18 protein-coding genes are annotated in these 24,412 nt (G+C 32.6%); 12 read left to right on the top strand and 6 right to left on the bottom strand.

Features of this window, described 5'->3' with window-relative positions:
- The first annotated feature begins 64 nt into the window (after positions 1-64).
- The 6 genes from FLP_RS20585 (at position 65) to FLP_RS20560 (ending at position 5,029) form a co-directional block, all read left to right on the top strand.
- On the top strand, positions 65-1,345 hold the full coding sequence (locus FLP_RS20585) for a chloride channel protein (protein ID WP_065451383.1): 1,281 nt from the start codon (positions 65-67) through the stop codon (positions 1,343-1,345).
- A 51-nt stretch (positions 1,346-1,396) separates the two neighbouring features.
- Complete coding sequence (locus FLP_RS20580; RefSeq protein WP_065451382.1) at positions 1,397-1,996, top strand: HPP family protein; 600 nt, start codon at positions 1,397-1,399, stop codon at positions 1,994-1,996.
- A 301-nt stretch (positions 1,997-2,297) separates the two neighbouring features.
- Entirely contained in the window at positions 2,298-2,837 is a 540-nt protein-coding gene (locus FLP_RS20575; protein ID WP_065451381.1) for an IS1096 element passenger TnpR family protein, read from the top strand.
- Positions 2,838-2,931: 94 nt separating this feature from the next.
- A complete protein-coding gene (locus FLP_RS20570) occupies positions 2,932-3,291 on the top strand; it encodes a four helix bundle protein (protein WP_065451380.1) in 360 nt (119 codons plus the stop codon).
- A gap of 44 nt (positions 3,292-3,335) precedes the next feature.
- Complete coding sequence (locus tag FLP_RS20565) at positions 3,336-4,394, top strand: nucleoid-associated protein (RefSeq protein WP_056252487.1); 1,059 nt, start codon at positions 3,336-3,338, stop codon at positions 4,392-4,394.
- A 404-nt stretch (positions 4,395-4,798) separates the two neighbouring features.
- Positions 4,799-5,029: a hypothetical protein gene (locus tag FLP_RS20560; RefSeq protein ID WP_065451379.1), complete on the top strand. Its 231-nt coding sequence runs from the start codon at positions 4,799-4,801 to the stop codon at positions 5,027-5,029.
- Positions 5,030-5,091: 62 nt separating this feature from the next.
- Here the strand turns inward: FLP_RS20560 and FLP_RS20555 are convergent, their stop codons facing one another.
- Both FLP_RS20555 and FLP_RS20550 read right to left on the bottom strand, forming a co-directional pair.
- Positions 5,092-5,673, bottom strand: coding sequence for a TetR/AcrR family transcriptional regulator (locus FLP_RS20555; RefSeq protein WP_065451378.1), 582 nt, complete (start codon positions 5,671-5,673; stop codon positions 5,092-5,094).
- A 74-nt stretch (positions 5,674-5,747) separates the two neighbouring features.
- Positions 5,748-6,500 (bottom strand): glucose 1-dehydrogenase, encoded by a 753-nt coding sequence (locus FLP_RS20550; protein ID WP_065451377.1) that lies wholly within the window; start codon positions 6,498-6,500, stop codon positions 5,748-5,750.
- 228 nt (positions 6,501-6,728) lie between these two features.
- On the opposite strand from FLP_RS20550, the gene FLP_RS20545 reads away from it, so the two are divergent.
- Positions 6,729-9,098 (top strand): GAF domain-containing protein, encoded by a 2,370-nt coding sequence (locus FLP_RS20545; protein WP_065451376.1) that lies wholly within the window; start codon positions 6,729-6,731, stop codon positions 9,096-9,098.
- Between the two features lie 94 nt (positions 9,099-9,192).
- Here the strand turns inward: FLP_RS20545 and FLP_RS20540 are convergent, their stop codons facing one another.
- The gene (locus FLP_RS20540) at positions 9,193-10,371 is read right to left on the bottom strand and encodes a Pycsar system effector family protein (RefSeq protein ID WP_065451375.1); all 1,179 of its coding nucleotides are present in this window, start codon (positions 10,369-10,371) and stop codon (positions 9,193-9,195) included.
- 27 nt (positions 10,372-10,398) lie between these two features.
- Between FLP_RS20540 and FLP_RS20535 the strand changes: the two genes are divergently transcribed.
- On the top strand, positions 10,399-14,133 hold the full coding sequence (locus FLP_RS20535; RefSeq protein ID WP_065451374.1) for a metallophosphoesterase: 3,735 nt from the start codon (positions 10,399-10,401) through the stop codon (positions 14,131-14,133).
- A 213-nt stretch (positions 14,134-14,346) separates the two neighbouring features.
- On the opposite strand, the gene FLP_RS20530 is transcribed toward FLP_RS20535, so the two are convergent.
- Positions 14,347-15,207, bottom strand: coding sequence for an SdiA-regulated/phytase-like domain-containing protein (locus tag FLP_RS20530; RefSeq protein ID WP_065451373.1), 861 nt, complete (start codon positions 15,205-15,207; stop codon positions 14,347-14,349).
- A gap of 102 nt (positions 15,208-15,309) precedes the next feature.
- Complete coding sequence (locus FLP_RS20525) at positions 15,310-16,362, bottom strand: hypothetical protein (protein ID WP_065451372.1); 1,053 nt, start codon at positions 16,360-16,362, stop codon at positions 15,310-15,312.
- 95 nt (positions 16,363-16,457) lie between these two features.
- Between FLP_RS20525 and FLP_RS20520 the strand changes: the two genes are divergently transcribed.
- The 3 genes from FLP_RS20520 (at position 16,458) to FLP_RS20510 (ending at position 20,576) form a co-directional block, all read left to right on the top strand.
- On the top strand, positions 16,458-17,369 hold the full coding sequence (locus FLP_RS20520; protein ID WP_065451371.1) for an ABC transporter ATP-binding protein: 912 nt from the start codon (positions 16,458-16,460) through the stop codon (positions 17,367-17,369).
- Positions 17,370-17,372: 3 nt separating this feature from the next.
- The gene (locus FLP_RS20515) at positions 17,373-18,209 is read left to right on the top strand and encodes an ABC transporter permease (RefSeq protein WP_065451370.1); all 837 of its coding nucleotides are present in this window, start codon (positions 17,373-17,375) and stop codon (positions 18,207-18,209) included.
- Between the two features lie 123 nt (positions 18,210-18,332).
- Positions 18,333-20,576: a T9SS type B sorting domain-containing protein gene (locus FLP_RS20510; RefSeq protein ID WP_243397504.1), complete on the top strand. Its 2,244-nt coding sequence runs from the start codon at positions 18,333-18,335 to the stop codon at positions 20,574-20,576.
- A 159-nt stretch (positions 20,577-20,735) separates the two neighbouring features.
- Here the strand turns inward: FLP_RS20510 and typA are convergent, their stop codons facing one another.
- Positions 20,736-22,532 (bottom strand): translational GTPase TypA, encoded by a 1,797-nt coding sequence (gene typA, locus FLP_RS20505; protein WP_065451368.1) that lies wholly within the window; start codon positions 22,530-22,532, stop codon positions 20,736-20,738.
- 222 nt (positions 22,533-22,754) lie between these two features.
- Between typA and FLP_RS20500 the strand changes: the two genes are divergently transcribed.
- Positions 22,755-24,410 (top strand): PAS domain-containing sensor histidine kinase, encoded by a 1,656-nt coding sequence (locus FLP_RS20500; protein WP_243397505.1) that lies wholly within the window; start codon positions 22,755-22,757, stop codon positions 24,408-24,410.
- Positions 24,411-24,412: the final 2 nt, after the last annotated feature.

Here is a 24,412-nt window from a genome sequence, read left to right as displayed (position 1 = left end):
CGAATTTGATTCTCTAATTTTGTAATCCGCATAAAAATATTGCGATTTTATAAATCCACATCTGATGAACAAAACGGCGAAAATCAAAAAAAATCATCAATTTATTGTCCTTCAAAAATTAGTTATCGTTTCTGTTTTAATTGGCTTTCTTTCTGCCTTTTTAGGAATTTCACTAAAAAAAATTACTGAATATTACGAAGAAATCTTCTTTCATGAAGTCTCGGTCAACCCCATTTTTTATATTATTTTTCCGGTTTTCGGATTGTCTGTAATTTATTTTCTAAGACAATATTTATTCAAGAAAAAAGAAAACAAAGGCATCAAAGAAGTTTTTGAAAGTACCAAATCAACTTCAAAAAATTTACCTTCTTATAAAATTCCATCCCACTTTATAAACGGCTTACTAACCGTTGCTTTTGGAGGTTCAACCGGAATAGAAGTTTCTACAGTTGTTGCCACCGCCACAATAGGATCTGTTGCACAGCAAAAAGAGAATGTATTTCGTAAATACAAAACTGAGTTAATTTGTGCCGGAGTTGCTGCAGGTGTTACAGCATTATTCAGCAGCCCAATTGCAGGAATTTTATTTGCACTCGAAGTAATTTCCAGAAAAGTAACCCGTGCTTTTGTGATTTCGAACATCATTGCAGTTTCAGTTGCTTTTGGATTACTTACTATACTAAAGGAAGAGCCATTGTTTGCTGTTTCTATTACAACCTGGCACCTAAAAGCGATTCCGTATTTTGTTCTTTTAGGAATTTTAGCCGGAATAAATTCGGTTTATTTAACCCGTTGCGTTTTATTCTTTAAATCTCAATTTGGAAAAATTGATACACATTATTATAAAATCTTAATTGGTTCTGTTGTTTTAAGTGTTTCGTTATTTGTTTTCCCTCAATTATATGGCGAAGGCTATCATGCTATAAAAGGGATTTTTGGCAACTCAGCCGAAATTCCGTTAACATTAACTTTAGCGTTTACTTTTGTTGGGGTTTTACTTTTAAAACCTATCGTAACCTCGATAACATTAGCTTCGGGAGGAGACGGAGGCGTTTTTGCTCCTAGTCTTTTCATAGGTGCATTTTTGGGATTATTATTGGCCTCTATTTTAAACACGTTTTTTCATGTTCACGTACTTCCGGTTAACTTTATGATTATCGGAATGGCAGCTGTTTTAAGTGCCAGTATTCATGCACCCTTTACAGCCATATTTTTAGTTTGCGGATTAACAAATGACTACACTTTATTTTTACCCATTTTGGTCGTTTGTTTAATATCAAAATATACCGCAAAAATGATTTATCCGTTTACAGTATATAGTTATGCACCAAGCTTAACCAAATAATAGCACAAATTAAGTATAACCTTAACTCTTTTCAAGTAAAATACCACATTTATGCCCACTCCTAAAATTAAAAGAAGCTACCGCAAAACACGATATATTCTTTATAAGGAAACTTTAATTGACACGAAAGAACATTTTTGGTCCTTTATCGGTTCATTTATCGGGATTGGAATTTTGGCTTACGTACAGTCAATTCACTTTTCAGGAAATGATGCCGTTTATTTAATTGGTTCTTTTGGTGCTTCGAGTGTATTGGTGTACGGCATTATTCAAAGTCCGTTTTCACAACCGCGAAATTTAGTTGGCGGACATGTAATATCAGCTTTTATAGGTGTTACAGTTCATAAACTGGCACCGGATATTATCTGGATTGCGGCGCCATTGGCCGTTTCGCTGGCCATAATCGCTATGCAGATTACAAAAACACTTCACCCTCCAGGAGGCGCAACCGCTTTGATTGCCGTTATCGGAACCGAAAAAGTAAAAGCTTTGGGATATATGTACGTGATTTCTCCGGTTTTAGTGGGAACATTAATTTTACTTTTTACTGCTTTGATTTTTAATAATATGACTTCAGGCAGAAGTTATCCTAGTCATAGCTCTTATCACAAACGTTATCATAAAATTAGAAAACGATTGGTTGGGAGATAGTTTAAAATTTCCTATTATTTCGACGTAAGGAGATAAATGCTAAAAATCGCCACGAATTCACGAATGATGATTTACAACGAATAGCAACAAATTCGTGAATTCGCGGCTTAAAATTTTCAAAGGGCAATAATATCCCATTCAAACTGGACATTTACTCTATGAATGTGATTTCTTATTAGTCAAAAACGATACACTAATGAATAATTTTTCGATAAGGAAAATCTTTTCAACAAATCGCGATTCCTGATTCGTATTTCATTTTTTATATTTTACCTTTGACCTCTCAATAAAAACAAAGATTATGGTTTATAAATTTAGAGTAATTCTAGACGCCGAAGAAGATATTTTTAGAGACATTGCAATTCTTGAAGACGATACGCTTGAGGATTTACACAATGCAATCTTCAACGCTTTTGGTTTTGACGGAATGGAAGTAGCTTCGTTTTATACCTGCGATGAAACTTGGAATCAGGAAGATGAAATTGCACTTTTTGATACTGGCGATGTTCCCGGAGAACAAAGAACCATGAGCGATTATAAATTATCTGACCTCTTAGATGAGCAAAATACTAAAATCATTTATGTATATGATTTTATCAACATGTGGACTTTCTTAGTTGAATTGGCCGCTATTGAAGATCAGATTGCAGGAGTTCCTTACCCGGAAACATTATTCTCTCACGGAGAAATGCCTGATGAAGCCACAGAAAAAAGCTTTGAAGCCGATATGCACGACGATATCTACGGAGAATTTGAAGATGATCTTGACGAAGACGATCTTGACATGTTCGAAGGCGACGACAGCTTTGAAGATTTTGGATTTGAGGAGAATTGGAATTAAACTAAGTTTCTGAGATACTAAGTCTCTAAGATTCTAAGCTTTTTTTTATTGAAGGAATTTTCTTATTTTTAAAAATTAATTTAAAAATAAAAAAATGAGTCATTTTAGAAAGATTTTAGTTTGGCAGAAATCAATTACCTTAGTTACCAAAATTTACAAAGCAACAAGTACATTTCCAAAAGAAGAAATGTTTGGATTAACTTCTCAAATACGTCGAAGTTCAGTTTCTATTCCTAGCAATATTGCAGAAGGATCTGGAAGAGAAAGTAATAAAGATTTTTTACGATTTTTATATATTTCTCTTGGCTCTATATTTGAAATGCAGACCCAGCTTGAAATTGCAAAAAATATAATTTATTTAAAAGAAGAAGAATTTAACAATTTATACGAGGACAGTCGAGAGATCGAAAGAATGTTAGCTTCATTAATTCGAAAATTAAAAGACACTAACTAAAAAACTTAGAATCTTAGAGACTTAGAATCTCAGTAACTCTAAATATGATCAACCTTTTCAACACCCACATCGAGACGCTTGCGATACACCGCGTAGGAAACAAAAGCAGAAACGAAGCGATTTTTTTATCGGAACAGCCTTTTAATTTGAATGATGAAATTGTGCCTTTGATAAAAGAGTACTTTTTTAAGCCTTTTAGAGAGAAAGAAGAAAACTATTATCAGTTTGCGCACGAAGTCGATTTGGATTACAACGACATGTTTAAATATGCAACGGAGATTTTTGATAATCCAAATAATTTGCAGGAGATTTCTAAAAGAATCACTACACATTTATTTGAGCAATCGAATCACCCGCACATTAAAAACGGAGAGGTTTATGTAACGTATTTAACCAATTTAAGTATCGACAATAATGTTGTTGATGCAATCGGAATTTTTAAAAGTGAGTTACAAGCCGACTTTTTACAGTTTGAAGAAAAAAACAGTAACCTTGAAATGATTTTGCAACAAGGCATCAACCTGAGCAAATTAGATAAAGGTTGTTTGATTTTTAATTATAAAAAAGATGAGGGTTATAAAATTCTAACTGTTGATAGTAACCGTTATGACGCACGTTACTGGTTAGAGCACTTTTTATCTGTTGATGCTTTTGAAGATGAAAACTTCATCACAAAAAAATACTTGAAATTTTGCCAAAACTTCGCAAAAGACGTTGTTTTGCCAGCTGAAGACAAAAAAGAAGAGGTAATGTTTATGAACAGATCTGTGAATTATTTCGCAAAAAATGATCAGTTTGAGGAACAAAACTTCCTAAACGAAGTATTAGACAATCCTGACTTGATTCCTGAATTCAAAAACTATAAAGTGGATAAAGGAGAAAAATACAGCATCGAAGATGTAACCTCATTCCCTATTGCCAACGCAGCAGTTTCTGACGCCAGAAAATCGATTAAAAACGTTATTAACCTGGATACACATATTCAGATTAAAATGGATTTTATCAATCCTGAAAGCGCTGAAAAATTTGTAGAAAAAGGCTGGGATGAAGAAAAACAAATGTATTACTACTTAGTTTATTTCAATAAAGAAGAAAAAAGCTAGTAGTTGATTCATTTTCTATTACTTACTTAAAACAAAAAACGGCAATTACAATAGTACTTGCCGTTTTTTTATTCATTGTATTTCCTTTCAATAAAATAAAACCAATTTAAAATGGATCAATCCCAAAAGCTATTGCGAGAGAAAAAAATTTAACACGGAGAACGCAAAGTTTTTCAATATACTAAGTTCAATAAAAACACAAAGTTCACAAAGCTTTGTGGCCTCAGATTGTGTAAACACAACTTAAATCTTAGTGAACTTTGCGAATCCCGATAGCTATTGGGATTGTATACTCTGCGTTAAAAATAGGAGTATGAAATTTTCAATGTTTCTCCACAAATTTTAGTATTATCCCTTTAAAATTTGCTAGATTTGGTAATCGGTCTAAATTAAAATCAAAAATAATGGCAGATTTTAAAAAAACAGAATTAGAAGAACTTGCCTTTAAAACTGCGAAAACATTACTTGCAAAATATCAAAATCCGCACGATCTTAAACTTGAAGAAAATTCATCTTTAGAGGATTCGTATACTATTTTAATTACGCTTTTATATACTGAAAAGTTAAATCCTGAAGACCAATTAGCCATTGTCTCTATCATAGACGAAATGAAACGAATTGACGGCAACCTATAATTCAATAAAAAACGGCAACTACTCTGGTAATTGCCGTTTTTTATTTTTACTAATTTTATACATTATAATATAGAAAATACCGCTTTTACTATATCGTCGTAAACTTGTTTATCTCTTTCTCCGGTTCGGGCCAAAACACGAATTCCGGAATAATTATTAAAGATGAAGCGAGCCAAAACCCTTGCATCTTGTTGTTTCGAAATATGTCCGGACTCCTGCCCTTTCTTTACTGCTTTGGTAAAAACCTGTTCCATAGTCTGGCTGTTGCTTTTTACGATTTTTGCAATGTCTTCATCGTGCATGGCAAGTTCTACAGACGAGTTGACCATAAAACAGCCTTTTGTAATTCTGTCTTCCAAACTTTCAATAACGGCTTGTTTAAAAATATCGTGCAGTGTTTCTTTTACATTTTCAGATTCATCCAAAAGCTTTATAACCTGATCTTGCGACTGTTTTAGATAACGCAGCAATGATTGCGCAAAAAGTTTCTGTTTGTCTCCAAAAGTGTCATACAAACTCGAACGGCTTATACCTAAATGCGTAACCAAATCCTGAGCCGAAGTTCCGTTATAACCTTTGTGCCAAAAAATTTCAATTGCTTTGTCTAAAGCTTTTTCTTCATTAAATTCTTTTGTTCTAGCCATGATCGAAAATTTAAATTTCTATACAAAGATACTGATTATACGGAACAATCGTTCCTGAATTTGTGTAAAAAAAATTAAACTACAGCGTTTACTGTAAGTCCGCCATCGACAACAATTTCTGTTCCTGTAATGAATGAAGCATCATCTGAAGCTAAGAAACCAACGGTTTTTGCAATTTCAGAAGATTGTCCAAAACGTTTCAATAAAATTTTCTCTGACAAAACTGTTCCAAAACCTTCTACTTCTTCTTTTTGCAATCCTAATTTTCCGTACAATGGAGTTTCAACAGGACCAGGAGAAACAGCATTTACCCTGATTTTTCTTGGTGCCAATTCTGTTGCAAAAACTTTATTTAAAGATAAAACTGCAGCCTTACTTGAAGCATAAACACTAGAATTTGGCATACCAACATGTGCATTGATTGAAGTATTGAAAATTATAGAACCACCGTCATTTAAAATAGGCAATACTTTTTGCACTGTAAAGTAAACTCCTTTTACATTTACATTCATGATACTGTCATAGTGTTCTTCTGAAGCTGACTCTACCGGAGCAAATGAAGCAATTCCTGCGTTTAAGAATAAAATATCAACTTTTCCGAATTGTGCTTTTACCTGTTCAACCAAACTATCAATTGATTTTAAATCAGATTGATCTGAAACAATTCCGGTTACTTTCAATTCAGTTTCGGCTTTTGCCAAGGCTTCTTTGTTTCTTCCTGTTACAATTACTGTTGCACCTTTCCCAACCAATTCAGCTGCAGCTGCATATCCAATTCCACTATTTCCACCTGTTACAATAGCCACTTTGTTTTCTAAATTTTTCATTTTATTTAATTTTAAGTTATTGATTATTCAATTATTATGGTACAAAGATATAATAACGGAACGATCGTTCCGTTATTAGACGTGTTAATATTTAGTTAAAATAATGATCCGTTTTTTAAAGCCCCACTTTATAAGGAGTTATCTCTATTGAACCATAAAGGAAAGAAATGGTAAAATGTCGGTGATTCTTAATTTATGCTTAATTTTGTACTCTAAAAACAAAAAAAAATGGATCGTCTTTTACACAACGAAAGTCCTTTCGAAACGATAATCTCATTTCATAAACTAATTGAGTCTTTTGAACAAATTGCTTTATCAGATGTTGACTACCGATCTAATTACGCCAAAGCCATTCTTAAAGAAGTTGAAGCATATCCGGAATTCAGAACCGGAATTCGCGAATACAGCACCATTAAAAACAATGAAGCTTTAATTAAGAATTTGGTTGCCGATTTATTCCCAACGGCTTTGACTTATAATGAAATAAAGGCAATTACAATTCCTTTTCAGAATATATCCTTCAACTACACAGAACGTTTCAAGAAAATTTTACGCAATGCAGGTGACGAATTTTATATGGAAATTCGCGATTTTGATGAACATCAGTTCTATATTAATAATTGTTGTTTGATTTTAAGCAATTATTATAACGAACATATTGATTTCAACAAACCTTTTTTCTATGATATTCCGGACGAAAGCGGCGTAGAAAAACATTACCGCATTTTGTACAATGCCGATTTTATGGAAATTTCTCCAACAGAAAAATCTATAGCTTTGACTCAAAGTGATATTGATCTCTTAATAGATAACTATAATGATATCGAATTATGGAAATCTAAATTTCCTCCGGGAAGCTGGCAGTTAAAAGGTTTCGGAATTGTTTCTTTGTTTGATGCCACGACAGAAAGTGCTATTTCGACATTGAAAAGTAATTTATTGAAACCTGGTGTAAAAACAGTTACAACAGATCATGAAGTATCGAATATTTTTCAGTCTATTTTTAATCTTCCTAACTTAAAAGTTGGATTTATTATTTATAATCCTGAGGAAGAAAAATTCATAAGACCTGCAAAGTACGAAACGCAGCTGAAGAGTTTTTTACTTGCTGCAGATCAGGAAGTCGATTGTAAAAATGCTTTTTTTGGATGTTCGTTCGAAAACTTACTCGACAAAAAAGAACCGTTTGTTATTTCCAATGTTGCTAAATTTACAGAAGAATCGACCAACAAAAGACTTGGCGAACATTTATTAAAACAAAATATCAACAGCTGTATTTTTGCACCGGTTATCAAAGCCGGACATTTATTGGGTGTTGTTGAATTGGTTTCTGAAAATGCGCGGGATTTAAATAGTGTGAATGCGACAAAACTGGAATTGGTTTTACCGTATTTGACAGATACGATTGATCGTTACAATACAGATATGCAACATCAGATTGAAGCGATTATTCAGCGTGAATACACTACAATTCATCCGAGTGTTTACTGGAAATTTAAAAAAGAATCTCAGAATTATTTTCAAAACACCAATCATACAAAGGATTATATTTTTAAGGAAATTGTGTTTAAAAATGTATTTCCGTTATACGGACAAATCGATATAAAAGGTTCGTCTGAACATCGAAATGAAACGGTAAAAATTGATTTAAAAAATCAGCTTTCTGCTTTATTGGAAATTTTTGACAATCAAAAACCAAACTCCAATCTGGTACTTTTGGAACAAAGAAAATTTGAATTGGAATCGATGCGAACCGAATTGGATTTTCCGCTAAAAGCAGATACAGAGCAACATATTCAGCGTTATATTGAAGAAGAAATTCATCCAATATTAAAAAATACAAAAGACAACGCTACGAATCAAAAATTAGAAGAATTCTATTTTTCTACACTGGATGAAAAAACAGGAATGTTTTATCAGGAAAGAAAGAAATTTGATAATGCGATGTCAATCATCAATAAAAGACTGGCTTCTGTTCTGGACAAAAAACAAATTGAGGCACAGCAAATTTATCCGCACTATTACGAGCGCTTTAAAACAGATGGTGTCGAGCATAATTTATACATTGGAGCTTCGATTTCGCCCACTAAGCCGTTTGATATTATGTATTTGCACAATTTGCGCTTATGGCAATTGCAGACTTTATGTGAAATGGAATTAGAACATCATCAACTTAAAGAATCTCTGCCTTACGAGTTGGATGTTACTTCGTTGATTTTGGTATTTAGCCAACCGCTTTCTATTCGTTTTAGAATGGATGAAAAACGTTTTGATGTTGATGGAACTTACAATGCAAGATATGAAGTCGTTAAAAAACGAATCGACAAATCGAATATTAAAGGAACCAAAGAACGTATTACAGAGAAAGAAAAAATTACAATTGTGTATTCGCAAAACAGCGAAGAAGCCGAATATTTAAAATACATTAAATACTTACAGCACAAGAAAATTCTTGAACCGTCAATTGAACAATTTGAAGTTGAAGATCTTCAGGGAGTTTCAGGTTTGAGAGCGATTCGTGTAAAAGTGATTAACAATACCGCAAGTCCAACAGCGAACAAAATTACGTATCAGGATTTATTAGATGAGCTTAATTAATTATTAAGTCGTTAATATGCCAATTTTTTGATTGAATAACTAAAGCTTTGTCAAAGTTTGAAACTTTGACAAAGCTACTTTAGTAATCAAAACTTTAAATCGATTTAAATGCGATTACAAAAGCAACGACCGTAATAATGATTCCTATCATGAAAAAGTTGTAGGCAATTCGCAATAAGTTGTATTTACGCTGTAACACCAATCCCAGGTAATACAAATCTTTAATCATATTCGAATAGAGATAGTCACGATCTTTCATCATTTCATTCATTGCCCAATCATATTCTTCTAAAGGCATCTTGTAGAAGTTTCCAAAAAACAATAAATTAATTTTTTTGTTTTCTATGTCTTCTCTGGTAAAAACTCCTGAAGTAACTTTTGGTCTTGTAGATAGAATTGCAAAAATTATCGTAACAACACTTGACATTAACATTATAAAAGTTGGTATCACCAAATGTGCATTTTTAGGACTGTCTAATTTTGGAATAATAGACGAAAGTGCAATCGAAATAATAATTGCATTTACAGACAATAAAATATTGGCTTTGCTATCGGCAATTCCGCTTAATCGCGTATGATTTCCTAAAGTAACGCGAAACAAAGTATCGACACCACGATCCGGTTTTTCGATTTTTTCTTTCTTTTTTAGTTCGTCCTCCAGTTTATCCGCTTCTTTCTTTTTTTGTTTTTCAATTTTCTTCTGAACAAGCATTAAATTCTTCTCTTTTAAAGGCTGCCATTTTCTCAGCGCATAATCAGTGTAAAAACGATGTTTGTTCATTAAAAAATTCAAATTTTCTTTTGCCCATTCGGCATTAGAAAAATCCAGATTCCAGGTATTTTTTAGTTCAATTCGCAACAATTCGCAGGTTGTTTCGTATTCTGTTCCAACAAGATGTGCAAAATCAGCATCTTTAATTATTTTTTCTAAATGTGTTTTAGGAATGTATTCTTTTACGGTAGCCATAATCAAATTGGAAACTGCCGTTATAAATTCATCCGATTGTTCTTTTTCTTTTAAAAAACTTGTAGCAATTTTCACACTCTCCTGCTCATGATTTTCATAACCATCAACATATCCTGTATCGTGAAACCAGGCAGCAACTAAAAGCATTTCCTTTTCATTTTCTTTAACATTTTCTTTTTTACAAAGCACTTTTACTGCATTTACTACCGTTAAAGTATGGTTAAAATTATGATAAGAATATAAATTAGAAAGTTTATCTTTGAGTAAATTACTGACGAAATCTTCGGATTGTTCTATTAGATTCATGGAGAATTGTTTTTATACCACTAAATTATGAAATTGTTTTTGGATAATCATTTTATTACTAAAATTAAAAACCGGTCTTTGGCATTAGTTGTATTGCTGCTGGTTTATTCCTGCGCTACGCATAAAGCGCAATACGGAAAAAATGTTAGTGCTTACGAAACGGAAAACGCAACTGATACTATAAAAATTGCACATACAATTTATTTAGTTGGAGATGCCGGAAATGCAGATGAAAAACAGGCACAGCAAACGCTTGAACTGCTGCATCAGAAATTAAAAAAATCAAACAAAAAAGCGACCTTACTTTTTTTAGGAGACAATATTTATCCTAAGGGTTTTCCCAGTGATGATAATGCTGCAGCAATATCTTTGGCTGAAACAAAACTAACCAACCAATTGAAACTTACTAAAGGTTTTAAAGGAAAAACAATTGTGATTCCCGGTAATCATGATTGGTATAATGGTATAAAAGGGCTGGAACGCCAAGCCGATTTTGTAACAAAATATCTGAACGACAAAAAAGCTTTTTTACCTCGAAAAAGTTGTGCTATCGAAGATGTTAAGATTGACAGTACTGCTACGCTAATTACTGTTGATAGCGAATGGTTCTTAGAAGATTGGGATAATCACCCCACAATGAATGATAATTGTGACATTAAAACAAGAGAAGATTTCTTTGATCAGTTAGAAAATCTATTAAATAAAAATCAGGAAAAGACAGTTGTTCTTGCTATTCACCATCCTTTGATGAGCAACGGAACTCACGGAGGACAGTTTTCTTTAGAAAAACAATTATTTCCTTTAGAACAAAAAATACCATTGCCGATAATTGGTTCTTTTATCAATTTACTACGAAAAACATCTGGTGTAAGTCCGCAGGATATTCAGAACAAGCAATATACTATCTATGCAAAACGTATTAAAACCCTTTTGCAAAAGCAAAAAAATGTAATTGTTGTTTCCGGACATGATCACAATCTTCAATATGTAAACAAAGAAAACATTCAGCAAATTATTAGTGGTGCCGGATCAAAATCTGAAGCGGCAAGAGCTATAAACCCTACTGAATTCTCCTATGGAGGAAATGGTTATGCGACCTTAACTTTGTTTAAAAGCGGTGATGCAAAAGTTGCCTTTTTTGGAAATGAAAACAATAAAGAAAAATTACTTTTTGAACATGAAATCATTAAGGCAAAAGAAATTAATTGGGCTGCAACTGTAGACAGTAAATTTCCTGCCACTATGACTACTTCTATTTACTCAGCAAAAATGACCAAAAAAAGTGTTTTTCATAAATTCTTATTTGGGAATCATTACAGGAAGTACTACAGTTTGCCAATAGAAGCTAAAACGGCCACTTTAGACACCTTAATGGGCGGTCTTAAACCTATTCGCGAAGGCGGAGGACATCAATCTGTATCGTTACGAGTTTCAGATCCTAAAGGAAGAGAATATGTTATGCGCGCCATGAAAAAAAGTGCTACTGTATTCCTGCAATCAGTAGCTTTTAAAGATCAGTATGTTGTTAATGATTTTGAAGATACATATGCTGAGAACTTTTTATTCGATTTCTATACTACTTCACACCCTTATACTTCATTTGCCATTGGCAGTATGGCAGACCAAATTGGTTTACCTCACACCAATCCTGTTTTGTATTACATACCCAAACAAAATGGTTTAAAAGAATTTAACTCCAATTTTGGAGATCAGCTTTATATGGTCGAAGAAAGACCTGCTGATAATCATTTGGACGGCAAAAATTTTGGCAATCCAACGGATATTATTAGTACTGAAGATATGATGAAAAATCTTCATAAAGACGAAAAATACAGCGTTGATGAAGATGCTTACATGAAAGCACGTTTATTTGATATGCTTATTGGCGATTGGGACAGACATAGCGACCAGTGGCGTTGGGCAGAACATAAAAAAGGCAGTAAAGTGCTTTACGAACCAATTCCCCGTGACCGCGATCAGGCTTTTGTAAAATATGATGGAACTTTACTTTCGATTTTAATGAATATTCCGGCGCTGCGCCACATGAGAACTTTCAAAAACAAAATTGATAATGTAAAATGGCTTAACAGAGAACCTTATCCTATGGATTTAGCCTTTTTAAAGACTGCCGAAGAGAAAGACTGGATTGCTCAGGCTAAATACATTCAGGAAAATTTATCAGATAGTGATATTGATAAAGCTTTTAAAAACTTACCAAAAGAAGTTCAGGATGCCACGATTGAAGACATCAAGAAAAAATTAAAAAACAGAAAGAAAGATCTTCAAAAATATGCTTCAGATTATTTTGATGTTCTAAGCCATACCGTAATGATTGCCGGAACTGATAAAAAAGATAAATTTATCATTAACCATAATGCTAAAAAAAATATTGAAATTCAGGTTTTTAGAGTTAAAAAAGAAGGTGATGAATTAATTTACACCAAAACGGTAACGGATGCTAAAACGAAAAATCTTTGGATTTATGGTTTAGATGATAATGATGTTTTTGAAGTAAAAGGAAATCAGAAATCAAACATTAAAATTCGTTTGATTGGTGGTCAAAACAATGATACGTACAATATCGAAAACGGAAAAAAAGTAATTGTCTACGATTTTAAATCTAAAGAAAACACCTATAATCTCGATTCTAAAACTAAAACACAACTAACAGATGATTATGATGTGAACCTGTACAATTACGAAAAACCTAAATATAATGTGGTATCAGGACTTCCTAACATTGGTTATAATCCTGATGACGGTGTAAAAGTAGGGATCAATTTAAATTATACGGTTAATAATTTCAAACAAAATCCTTACACGCAAAGACACGTTTTAAACGCATTTTACTATTTTGCAACCGGAGGTTTAGAGTTTAATTATGTAGCGCATTTTCCTGGTTTGTTAGGTAAATGGGTGATTGATGTTGAATCGCAATATACGACTCCAAACTTTGCCATGAATTATTTTGGCTACGGAAACGAAACTAAATACGATGCTGACGAAGTCGATATGGATTATAATCGCGTACGTATTAGAAAATTTAATGTTTCGGGCGCTATAAGACACGTTGGCCGTTATGGAAGCGAATTTAGCGTACTTCCACTTTTTCAAAGAATGACTGTTGAAGAAACTGAAAACAGATTTATTGACACGCCAAATATTGTAAATCCAAATGTTTTTGATAATCAGAATTATGGTGGTTTAAAAGTAAAATATCTTTTCAAAAATTCTGATTTTGCAGCAAAACCAACCTTAGGAGTTGCTTTTATGGCTTCTGCAACATGGCTGACTAATTTAGATAATACAAAACAAAACTTTCCTACGATTGAAAGCATTTTGGGGTTTACGCACAAAATTGACCATAACGGTAAATTAGTTCTGGCGACCTACTTAAAAGGAAAAGCTGTTTTAAATAATAATTTTGATTTTTATCATGGAGCTTCTCTGGGCGGAGATACTGATTTAAGAGGCTACAGAAATGAACGCTTTTTAGGAAGTTCTTATTTTTCTCAAAGCAGTGATTTACGATTCAGCATTGGTAAGATTCAAAAAACAATTGCTCCGTTAACATACGGGATTCTGGGTGGTTTTGACTACGGAAGAGTTTGGCTGGATGGTGAAGACTCTAAAAAATGGCACCAGGATTATGGTGGAGGAGTTTGGATTAATGCAATTAATGTTTTAACAGCAAGAGTCTCTTATTTTAAATCTCCTGATGAAATAGGAAGAGTTATTTTTGGAGCGGCATATAGCTTTTAGTATAAGATGCTAAGATTCTGAGATGCTAAGGTTCTAAGTTTTTTTTTCTTTGGTTCAAAGTTATAGAGGCTCAAAGGGACAAAGTTTTTAGCCACGAATTCACGAATTATTTTTAATATGATTCGTGAATTCGTGGCTATTTTTTTACTATTACCTGAAATGATTTTGAGGGGCTTCTTCGTTCTACTTTAACTTAGAAACTTAGCACCTTCCTTATTTAATTTTACATTCGTAAACGTTCCCTCCTGTTTTATTTGCTTTTTCATCTGCAATCAGTAAGGTATTATTGTCTTTGAAAACTATAGCTTCTTTTTGCGAAAAGTGATTTAGTTTTATTTCGGTTTGAGATCCTTTATGAAATAAATCGCCTTTAAAACCTTTAAATAAAACAATTTTATCATGACTTAACAAAACAACTTTTTTTCCGTCAGGGCTAATTGTGGCGCTTGTCAACACACAATGATTGTAATTATCACAAGTTTTAAATTCACCAATTTTAGTCGCTTTTTGAGTTCCCGGAGCGTTTAGAATTTTATAAATAAAAGCTGTTCCGTCAAAACCTTTACTTCTGTTTTTGGTAAAAAGATAAAAGTAATTTCCGTGTTCAAAAAAACCTTCTACATCATAAAATAATTCCTTTTTCTTTGGAGGAAATTCAGTTTGTTCAGGATACGAAAAAGAAACTTTATATTCGGCTACAGCCGCATCTTTATTTAACTGATTTTTATTGACTTTGTAAATGCACAAGTCTCTGCGTTCATTATCATTATTTCCAAAATCACCAATATAAATATTACCGCTTTTATCTTTTGTAATATCTTCCCAATCTACATTTGTTGCATTTGTAATGGTAATTGTTTTAGCCAATTTACCTTGTGAATTTATTGCGTAAATGGCATTTTTGTTGCCGCTGTCTTCTAAAGTATAAAGTAAGTTTGTTTCAGGAAAATAAGTAATTCCAGAAACTTCTTTTAACTTTTTAGGAAGCGAATAAAGCGTCTTAAATTCAGGAGTTGATTGTTGCTGACAAGCCAGTAAAGCAATAGAAATTCCAAGTAAAAAAAACTTTTTCATAATATTATTTTTTATTTTTTAAGCCACAGATTAAATGATTAAAAATGATTTTTATCAAAATTCCATTTCTAAAAATAAATCGTTTTAATCTGTGGCTAAAAACTAGATTAAATTCGTGTTTTTAAAATTACGTGTAATAAACTCAAATGCCGCAAACATAATGTGTCCCATCGATTTGGCATTTTTAAACTTCATATCATTAGTATAACGGTACAATTCCATTTTTAGTTGATTTAAATGATCTACTGTCGAAATGGTATCGTGACACATAATATTCAATAATTTTGTAATTCTGGCTTCGGCAGAATGAATTCGTTTTGCCAAAATTGCCCTTTCTTCATCCTTATACTGAATAACGGAACGGTCCTCTAATTTTTCCTTTATGAGTTTCATCATTTGATAGTTTTCCCTAAAAAACTGCGGACGATAAACTTTAAAATTACCTTCATAACATTGCTGGTCAAAATCTATGGCACGAATTCTATAGACTACCTGGTCAAAATCATGAATTGGAACAATTACATAATTATACGAACGCATGTCACCCAGAAGCCTAATCATACAGCGTTCGTTAAATTTCACAAACTCTTTTGCTATTTGAGATTTTTCTGTTTCAGTAGAAGTATGCAGCAAAGTTTCCATAAAAATATCACCCGGAATTCCTACGATATGTTCTTCTATCAGAGTGTCACCAAAAACCAGAAAATTTATTTTATCGGGTGATAAAATGTCTTCAAGTTCTAATCCGTAAATTCGGGAAGCATCGGCTTTCTTTATGTAAAAATGTACGTAATTATCATTGAGAATATTACGCACTTTTACCCTGAAAGGTTTTGAGTTTCCAAAGGTGCAAAAATCGATCGCATCAACATTTAAGTATTGAATAATATCATTATTTCCATCTGAATGCAAAAGCGAATAAATCTTTTTTAAATTCAAATCAATTTCTTCGCGGTCAAACTCTCCATAATAAACACGGGTCCACAAAGTATCTACACCGTTTTTATCGTATAAATTTATGGCTCCTGCAAATCGCAATAAATCATCATAAAATACAGATACTTTTGAAATACGCTCGTATTTATCTAAATAACTTAAAAGAGCTGGAGTTAAAGGGTACGATGGTTTTTTTAAAACCATTAAAGGTTCGCTCATTTTGAATATCTTTATTACAAATTTACATTAAATAAAATTTAGCGTAACAATAAACAAGTTGAATCGTCATACTTAAAACTAAAACCGAAATAAATTTGGAAACCATACTTACTATTGAGAATCTGCATAAAAGATACGGGCGCATTCAAGCCTTAAAAAATGTTTCTTTTGAAATACAAAAAGGCCGTGTCTACGGTATTTTAGGCCCTAACGGAAGTGGAAAATCAACTACTCTGGGAATTGTACTAAATGTTGTAAACCGTACATCCGGAACCTACAGCTGGTTTGGAGGAAAGGTCGAGACTCATGAAGCCTTAAAAAAAGTAGGCGCAATTATAGAAAGACCTAACTTTTACCCGTACATGACTGCGGAAGAAAACCTGAAATTGGTTTGTAAAATAAAAAGCATTAATTATGCTAAAATCAATGAAAAGCTTGATTTAGTAGGTTTAACGGAAAGAAAAGACAGTAAATTTAGTACTTTTTCTTTAGGGATGAAGCAGCGTTTAGCTATTGCATCGGCACTATTGAATGATCCTGAAATTTTAATTTTAGATGAACCAACGAATGGCTTAGATCCGCAGGGAATTCACCAGATTCGTGATATTATCAAAAAAATTGCTTCGCAGGGAACTACTATTTTACTGGCATCGCACTTATTAGATGAAGTCGAAAAAGTGTGTTCGCATGTAATTGTTTTACGAAAAGGAGAAATTTTATATTCAGGTTCTGTTGATGAAATGTCGGCAAACGAAGGTTTCTTTGAAATTATGGCCGATGATAATGCAACGCTAAAAAATGTCCTTGCAACACATTCTTCAATAGACCGAATAACAGAAGAAGACGGAAAACTTTTGGTTTATTTAAAATCAGATTTATCAGCAGCAGCACTGAATCAGTTTTTATTTTCTAAAAACATTACGTTAAGCCATTTGGTAAAACGTAAAAACAGTCTTGAAGCTCAATTTTTAGAATTAACCAAAAATGCCATTACTCAAAACAACTAAACCATGAACAGACTTATCTCTATAGAATTACAAAAAATCTGGAAAAACAAAGCCAGTCGTATCCTTACTTTAACTTATTTCATTTTACTTTCATTCATTGCATTAATTGCTTCTATAAAATTTGATTTGGGTCCCATACATATTGATCCGTCAGAAATGGGGATTTTTAATTTTCCGTTTATATGGCATTTTAATACTTATTTTGCAGCCTTGCTTAAATTTTTCATGGCCATTGTTATTGTATCTATGATGGCAAATGAATACAGTTACGGAACTTTAAAACAAAATTTAATTGATGGTTTGAGTAAAAAAGAATTTATTTTGTCCAAATTCTTAACCGTTGTGCTTTTCGCCTTAGGTTCTACTATTTTTGTTTTTATAATGACTTTAATCCTTGGATATTCGTTTTCATCTTATACTGAATTTGGTATCGTTTTTAGTGATTTAGAATATTTGTTGGCCTTTTTCGTAAAATTATTAGGATTCTTTTCTTTTTGTCTATTTTTGGGTATCTTAGTAAAACGATCTGCCTTTGCTTTGGGATTTTTATTGGTATGGATTTTTATTGAATCAATCATAAAAGGTCTTTTAGTATTTCAAATATTCCCGGAAAGCAATATAGGTTATAGGATTACGCAGTTTTTACCTTTAGAAGCAATGTCAAATTTAATTATTGAACCCATTTCAAGATTATCGGTTATAAAAAGTATCGGAACACAAATTGGGGTCGAAAATACTAAAGATTATGGTGTACATTCTTTTTCAATTTTGATCGTTTTGGCATGGACTTTTTTGTTTATATATTTTTCTTACAAATTACTAAAAAATAGAGATTTGTAGTATACTTTTCAGGCTATGAATTATTTTAAAATTTGTTTTTTTTCTTTAGTTATTTGCTTACTATCTGCGAAGATAGAAGCGCAGAATATTACTGTAGATGACACAAAAACGCCTGAATCACTGGTGAAAAATGTATTAATAAATAGTTCTTGCATAAATATAGCCACTGTTCAGGCTTCTGGAAATCCAGCAAGTAATGGAGCTAGTTACGCTTCATTCGATTCAGGAACTAGTGATTTTCCTTTTTCGAATGGTATAGTTTTAAGTACATCAGCCAGTAAAAATGCTAAGGGACCTTACATAGAAGCCAATTCAAAAGGTATTCAAACTAGTGGGTGGCCTGGTGATGATGATTTAGAAAAGGCACTAAATATTAACCAAAGTACTCAATCTACTGTTTTAGAATTTGACTTTGTAGCATTAACTAACTCCATAAGTTTTAATTATATTTTCGCTTCAAATGAGTACCAAACTTATTATCCCTGTATATATTCTGATGGCTTCGCTTTTTTAATAAAAGAAGCGGAAAGTACAGAGGACTACAAAAATTTAGCGGTATTACCCAATAGTACAACACCTGTTTCTTCTACAACTGTACATAATGAGATAGAGCCTTATTCAGATGGTACAATATCTTCTCCAGGTTGTCCAGCAGAAAACAAAGATTTTTTTGAGAGATATAATACTGTTACTAGTTCTATAAATTATGCCGGACAAACCAAAGTAATGAATGCCAGAACCCAGGTAATTCCCAATAAAAAATACCATCTAAAATTGGTCATTGCTGATGATGCAACCAGAGAATATAACTCAGCCGTTTTCATACAAGGAGGAAGTTTTCTTTCTCTAGTTGATTTTGGAACAGACAGAACTGTCGCCAACAATAATCCAGCATGCTTTGGAGAAACTGTTGCGTTAAACACTCAATTAGACAATACCCAATATGACTTTAAATGGCTTAAAGAAGATGCAACGAATAATTATATAGAAATTCCTGGAGAGGTAAACTCTATATACAATGTTAAATCGGCAGGAAACTATAAAGTCGAGGCTACTTTAAAAGGTACAACTTGTGTATCGACAGGAGGAATTAAGATTGAATATGCTCCGGAAATTCTTTCAGCCAATACTTCTTTATTACAATGTGATGATGATACTGACGCAATTACCGTTTTCAACCTCACAAAAGTTAATGACATTGTAAAAAATAATGTTCCAGAAATAGTAAATAAAGGATATTATGAATCATTGGCAGATGCAAAAGCTAAAACAAATCCTATTGTAAATCCTGAGCAATACACGAACAAAATCGTTGATCAAATTGTTTATGCAAGAATTGAAAATGAATACGGATGTTTTGCAATTGCCGAAGTAACATTAAAAATTTCGAGCACTACAATTCCAGATCAAGCCCCTATTGAAACTTGTGATGGAGATGACAACCAGGACGGATTGTATCAGTTTGATCTTGCTGAAGAAGTTACTCCCCAAGTTTCAACAGGCTTACCTACTACATTATTATTTAATTATTATCTAAATACTAACGATGCGTTGAATGAAACCAATAAATTACCTAATATATTTAAAAACAATGTCGCTTTCAGCCAAATTATTTATGCTAAAGCTACAAACGGGGCTGACTGTTTTGATATTGTACCTATTGAGCTTATTGTAAATACTTTTGATCCTCCTAATTTTGAGGAGGAAACAAAAATTTTGTGTAAAGGAGAAGAAATTACTTTAGATGTGACCACTGGTTTTGCGAGTTATTTATGGAATACCGGAAGTACCAATACCTCTATTGAAGTGAACACTGCGGGAGATTACTCTGTAGTCGTTACAGATGTAAATGGCTGCCAAAAAACAAAGAAGTTCAAAGTGGTTTTATCAGAGCCTGCTTTAATAACTGAAGCTATTGTTAAAGATTTTTCAGGAATCGATAATTCAGTTTTAATACAATATACAGGAGTTGGTAATTACGAATTCTCATTAGAAGGAAATATTTTTCAAGACAATCCATTATTCACTGGTGTTAAGCCGGGAATTTACAATGCAATTGCAAAAGATAAAAATGGCTGTGGATTATCTAATTCATTTTTATTATATGTTCTGGATTACCCTAGATTCTTTACCCCAAACGGAGATGGATATAATGATTTATGGTTTATTACCAACTTTGATCCACTTCCGGATTACAAGATTTTCATCTTTGATCGTTATGGAAAATTACTAAAACAAATGAATCAAAACAGTGCAGGATGGACCGGAATTTATAATGGTCAACAATTACCCGCAGATGATTATTGGTTTACACTGCAATTTGTTGATGGTAAAATTGTAAAAGGTCACTTTAGTTTAAAGAGATAAAAAATAAAGCAAATTACAATCTGAAAATTCCCAATTCCAATACTTGAAAATTCTAAGAAATTTAAACCTCAACTAAAAATTATAAATTCCAGTTAGAATAAAAAAATCCCAAACTCCTTAATTGGAATTTGGGATTTTTTATATTGAAATTTAAATCTTTTAGAATTTAAATCTTTTTCTATCAGTTTCTGTCAAATAGATTTTTCTCAAACGAATAGATTTTGGTGTAACCTCTACATATTCATCTTTTTGAATGTACTCTAAAGCTTCTTCAAGAGAGAAAATAATTGGCGGGATGATTCTTGCTTTTTCATCATTTCCAGAAGAACGAACGTTAGATTGTTTTTTCTCTTTCGTTACGTTAACACACATATCATCAGCACGAGAGTTTTCTCCAATTACCTGACCTTCATAAATTTCAGCATTTGGTTCAACAAAAAACTTACCACGATCTTGCAATTTATCGATAGAATAAGGAATAGCTTTTCCTTTTTCCATAGAAATCAATGAACCTTTGTTACGTCCGGCAATTTCTCCTTTGTAAGGCTCATATCCAATAAAACGGTGTGCCATAATAGCCTCACCAGCTGTTGCAGTAAGCAATTGGTTACGTAATCCAATAATTCCACGAGATGGAATATTAAATTTTACAATCATACGTTCCCCTTTAGTTTCCATAGAAAGCATTTCTCCTTTACGCATTGTAACGAATTCTACTGCTCTACCTGAAAGGTTTTCTGGTAAGTCGATTGTCAATTCCTCAATTGGCTCACATTTTTTACCATCAATTTCTTTGATGATAACTTGTGGCTGACCGATTTGCAACTCATACCCTTCTCTTCTCATTGTTTCAATAAGAACAGATAAGTGAAGTACACCACGACCAAAAACCATGAATTTATCAGCAGAATCAGTTTCACCTAACTTCATCGCTAAGTTTTTCTCTAATTCTTTTGTCAATCTTTCTCTAATATGACGAGATGTTACAAATTTACCTTCTTTACCAAAGAAAGGTGAATCGTTAATTGTAAACAACATACTCATTGTTGGCTCATCAATTGCGATAGTTTGTAAAGCTTCAGGATTATCGATATCAGCAATAGTATCACCAATTTCAAAACCTTCAACTCCAATAATAGCACAAATATCTCCAGCAATTACTTCTGTCACTTTTTTACGGCCTAAACCTTCAAAAGTATGTAATTCTTTAATACGTGATTTTATAACTTTACCATCTCTTTTTACCAAAGAAATTGGCATACCTTCTGTCAATACACCTCTTTCAAGACGACCAATAGCGATACGACCTGTAAATGCAGAGAAATCTAAAGATGTAATCAACATTTGCGGAGTTCCTTCAGAAACTTTAGGAGCCGGTACATTTTTGATTACCATGTCTAATAAAGGCTCAATGTTGTCAGTTTGGTTTCTGAAATCTTCAGACATCCAGTTGTTTTTAGCAGAACCATAAACAGTTGGAAAATCTAATTGCTCTTCAGAAGCACCTAATTCAAACATTAAGTCAAAAACTTTCTCATGAACTTCTTCAGGAGTACAGTTTTCTTTATCAACTTTATTGATAACTACACAAGGTTTTAAACCAAGGTCAATCGCTTTTTGCAATACAAAACGCGTTTGTGGCATTGGACCTTCAAAAGCATCAACTAGCAAACATACACCATCGGCCATGTTTAATACACGTTCTACTTCTCCTCCAAAATCGGCGTGGCCAGGAGTATCGATAATATTGATTTTTGTTCCTTTATATTGAACTGATACGTTTTTTGAAGTAATAGTAATACCTCTCTCACGCTCTAAATCGTTATTATCAAGAATTAAATCACCTGTGTTTTCGTTGTCACGAAATAATTGACAGTGATACATAATTTTATCAACCAAAGTGGTTTTACCGTGATCGACGTGGGCAATAATTGCAATGTTTCTAATAGATTCCATCTGTGATTTTTAATGGGTGCAAAGGTACACTTTATTTTGATATAAAAAACGTTTCTGCGATAGTTTGCGTATAGACAAGTAATTAGTTCGTTAAAACAATGTAAATTTAAGCCCCAAAATGAACTTTCGTTGTTGTTTAATTATAGTTAATTTAACTATATTTGAGTAATGAAAAGTAAAACTCTCCAAATTACTCTAGTTTACGTTATCATATCGCTAATTATGGCAATTCTCTGTCATAAAATACTTACTTCGTACTTTTCTAAAATAGAATATTTTTATTTATTCTTTGTAAAAGACATCATTTTTATATTAGCTACGGGGTTTATTTTCAGGTATATATTAGCAAAAAATGAAAAGAAAAATATTTCTGTTTTCGAAAAATTAAAGAGAACAAACGAAGAAATCAAAGAATCGAACGAAAAATATGACATTGTTGCAAAAGCGACAAGCGACACTATTTGGGATTGGAAAATTCAGGAAGACAGCATTAACTGGAACAAAGGAATTGAAAGTGTTTTTGGATACAATCCGGCAGAAGTGGGAAAAACATCAAAATGGTGGTTTGACAAAATACATCCTGAAGACAGCATACGAATGTCTATTAAATTATACTCGTTTATCGAACAAAAAACCGAAAAATGGCAAGATCAATACCGATTTAAATGCGCAGACGGAACTTATAAATATGTTCTTGACAGAGGTTTTTTGTTGAAAGATGAAAACGGAAGAGCCATAAGAATGATTGGGGCAATCCAGGATATCACCAAACAAAAAGAAGAAGAACAACGACTAAAACTGTTAGAAACCGTAATCACGCAATCCAAAGATTCTATTCTAATTACAGAAGCCAACTCAGGAGATCGCAGAATTCCTAAAATAGTATATGTCAATCCTGCATTTTCGCAAATGTCCGGATACCTTTCTCATGAAATAATTGGCAAATCGCCAAACATCTTCAAAGGACCAAAATCAGATTCAGAAGAATTAAAAAAATTATTAACAGCCATAAAAAACAAAGAAGAGTGCCTAATAGAAACTATTAGTTATACTAAGAAAAAAGAAGAGTATTGGGTCCGCTTTTCAATGATTCCAATTTTCAACAGTGAAGAAAACATCTCACACTGGATCTCTATTCAAAGAGATATCACCGATGAGAAAAAATTAGAAACAGAAAAAGAACATCTTATTCGTGAATTAACTCAAAACAACAAAGACCTAAAACAATTCTCCTATATTACGTCGCACAACCTCCGAGCCCCATTATCTAATTTAATAGGACTTCTTAACCTAATAGAAGATACCCCTGTAGAAAATCCTGAACTCAGGGAAATTCTTTCCGGTTTTACAAAATCAACTCATTTATTAAACGAAACCATCAATGATTTAGTAAAAGTTATTATCATCAAAGACAATCCTTCAATGCAAAAAGAAGAAGTCTCCTTAAAAGAAGTTTTCGAAAACGTCTTTAGCCAATTGTCTTTTCAAATCGAATTACACAAACCTATTATCAAACTCAAATTCGAAAGAGTTCCGTTATTAAATACAAACAAAGCTTACATTGAAAGTATTTTACTTAATTTGCTGACGAATTCGATAAAATACAAATCAGAAAACAGAAAGCTGAAGATTTCCATCACTGCCGAACAAGTAGACAATAAAGCAGTTTTAACTTTTAAAGACAACGGAATTGGAATTGATCTGGAAAGAAATGGCGACAAAGTCTTCGGATTGTATCAGAGATTCCACAATTATCCCGACAGCAAAGGTTTGGGGCTTTACTTAGTAAAATCGCAGGTAGAAACAATGGGAGGAACAATAAGCATCGAAAGCGAAGTTAATAAAGGAACATCATTTACAATAACATTTAAAAATTAAAT

Origin of the sequence: Flavobacterium piscis (assembly GCF_001686925.1) — a bacterium.
GTDB classification, from domain to species: Bacteria; Bacteroidota; Bacteroidia; order Flavobacteriales; family Flavobacteriaceae; genus Flavobacterium; species Flavobacterium piscis.
The sequence above is the reverse complement of the archived record's forward strand: the minus strand, read 5'-3'. Positions and strand labels throughout refer to the sequence as shown.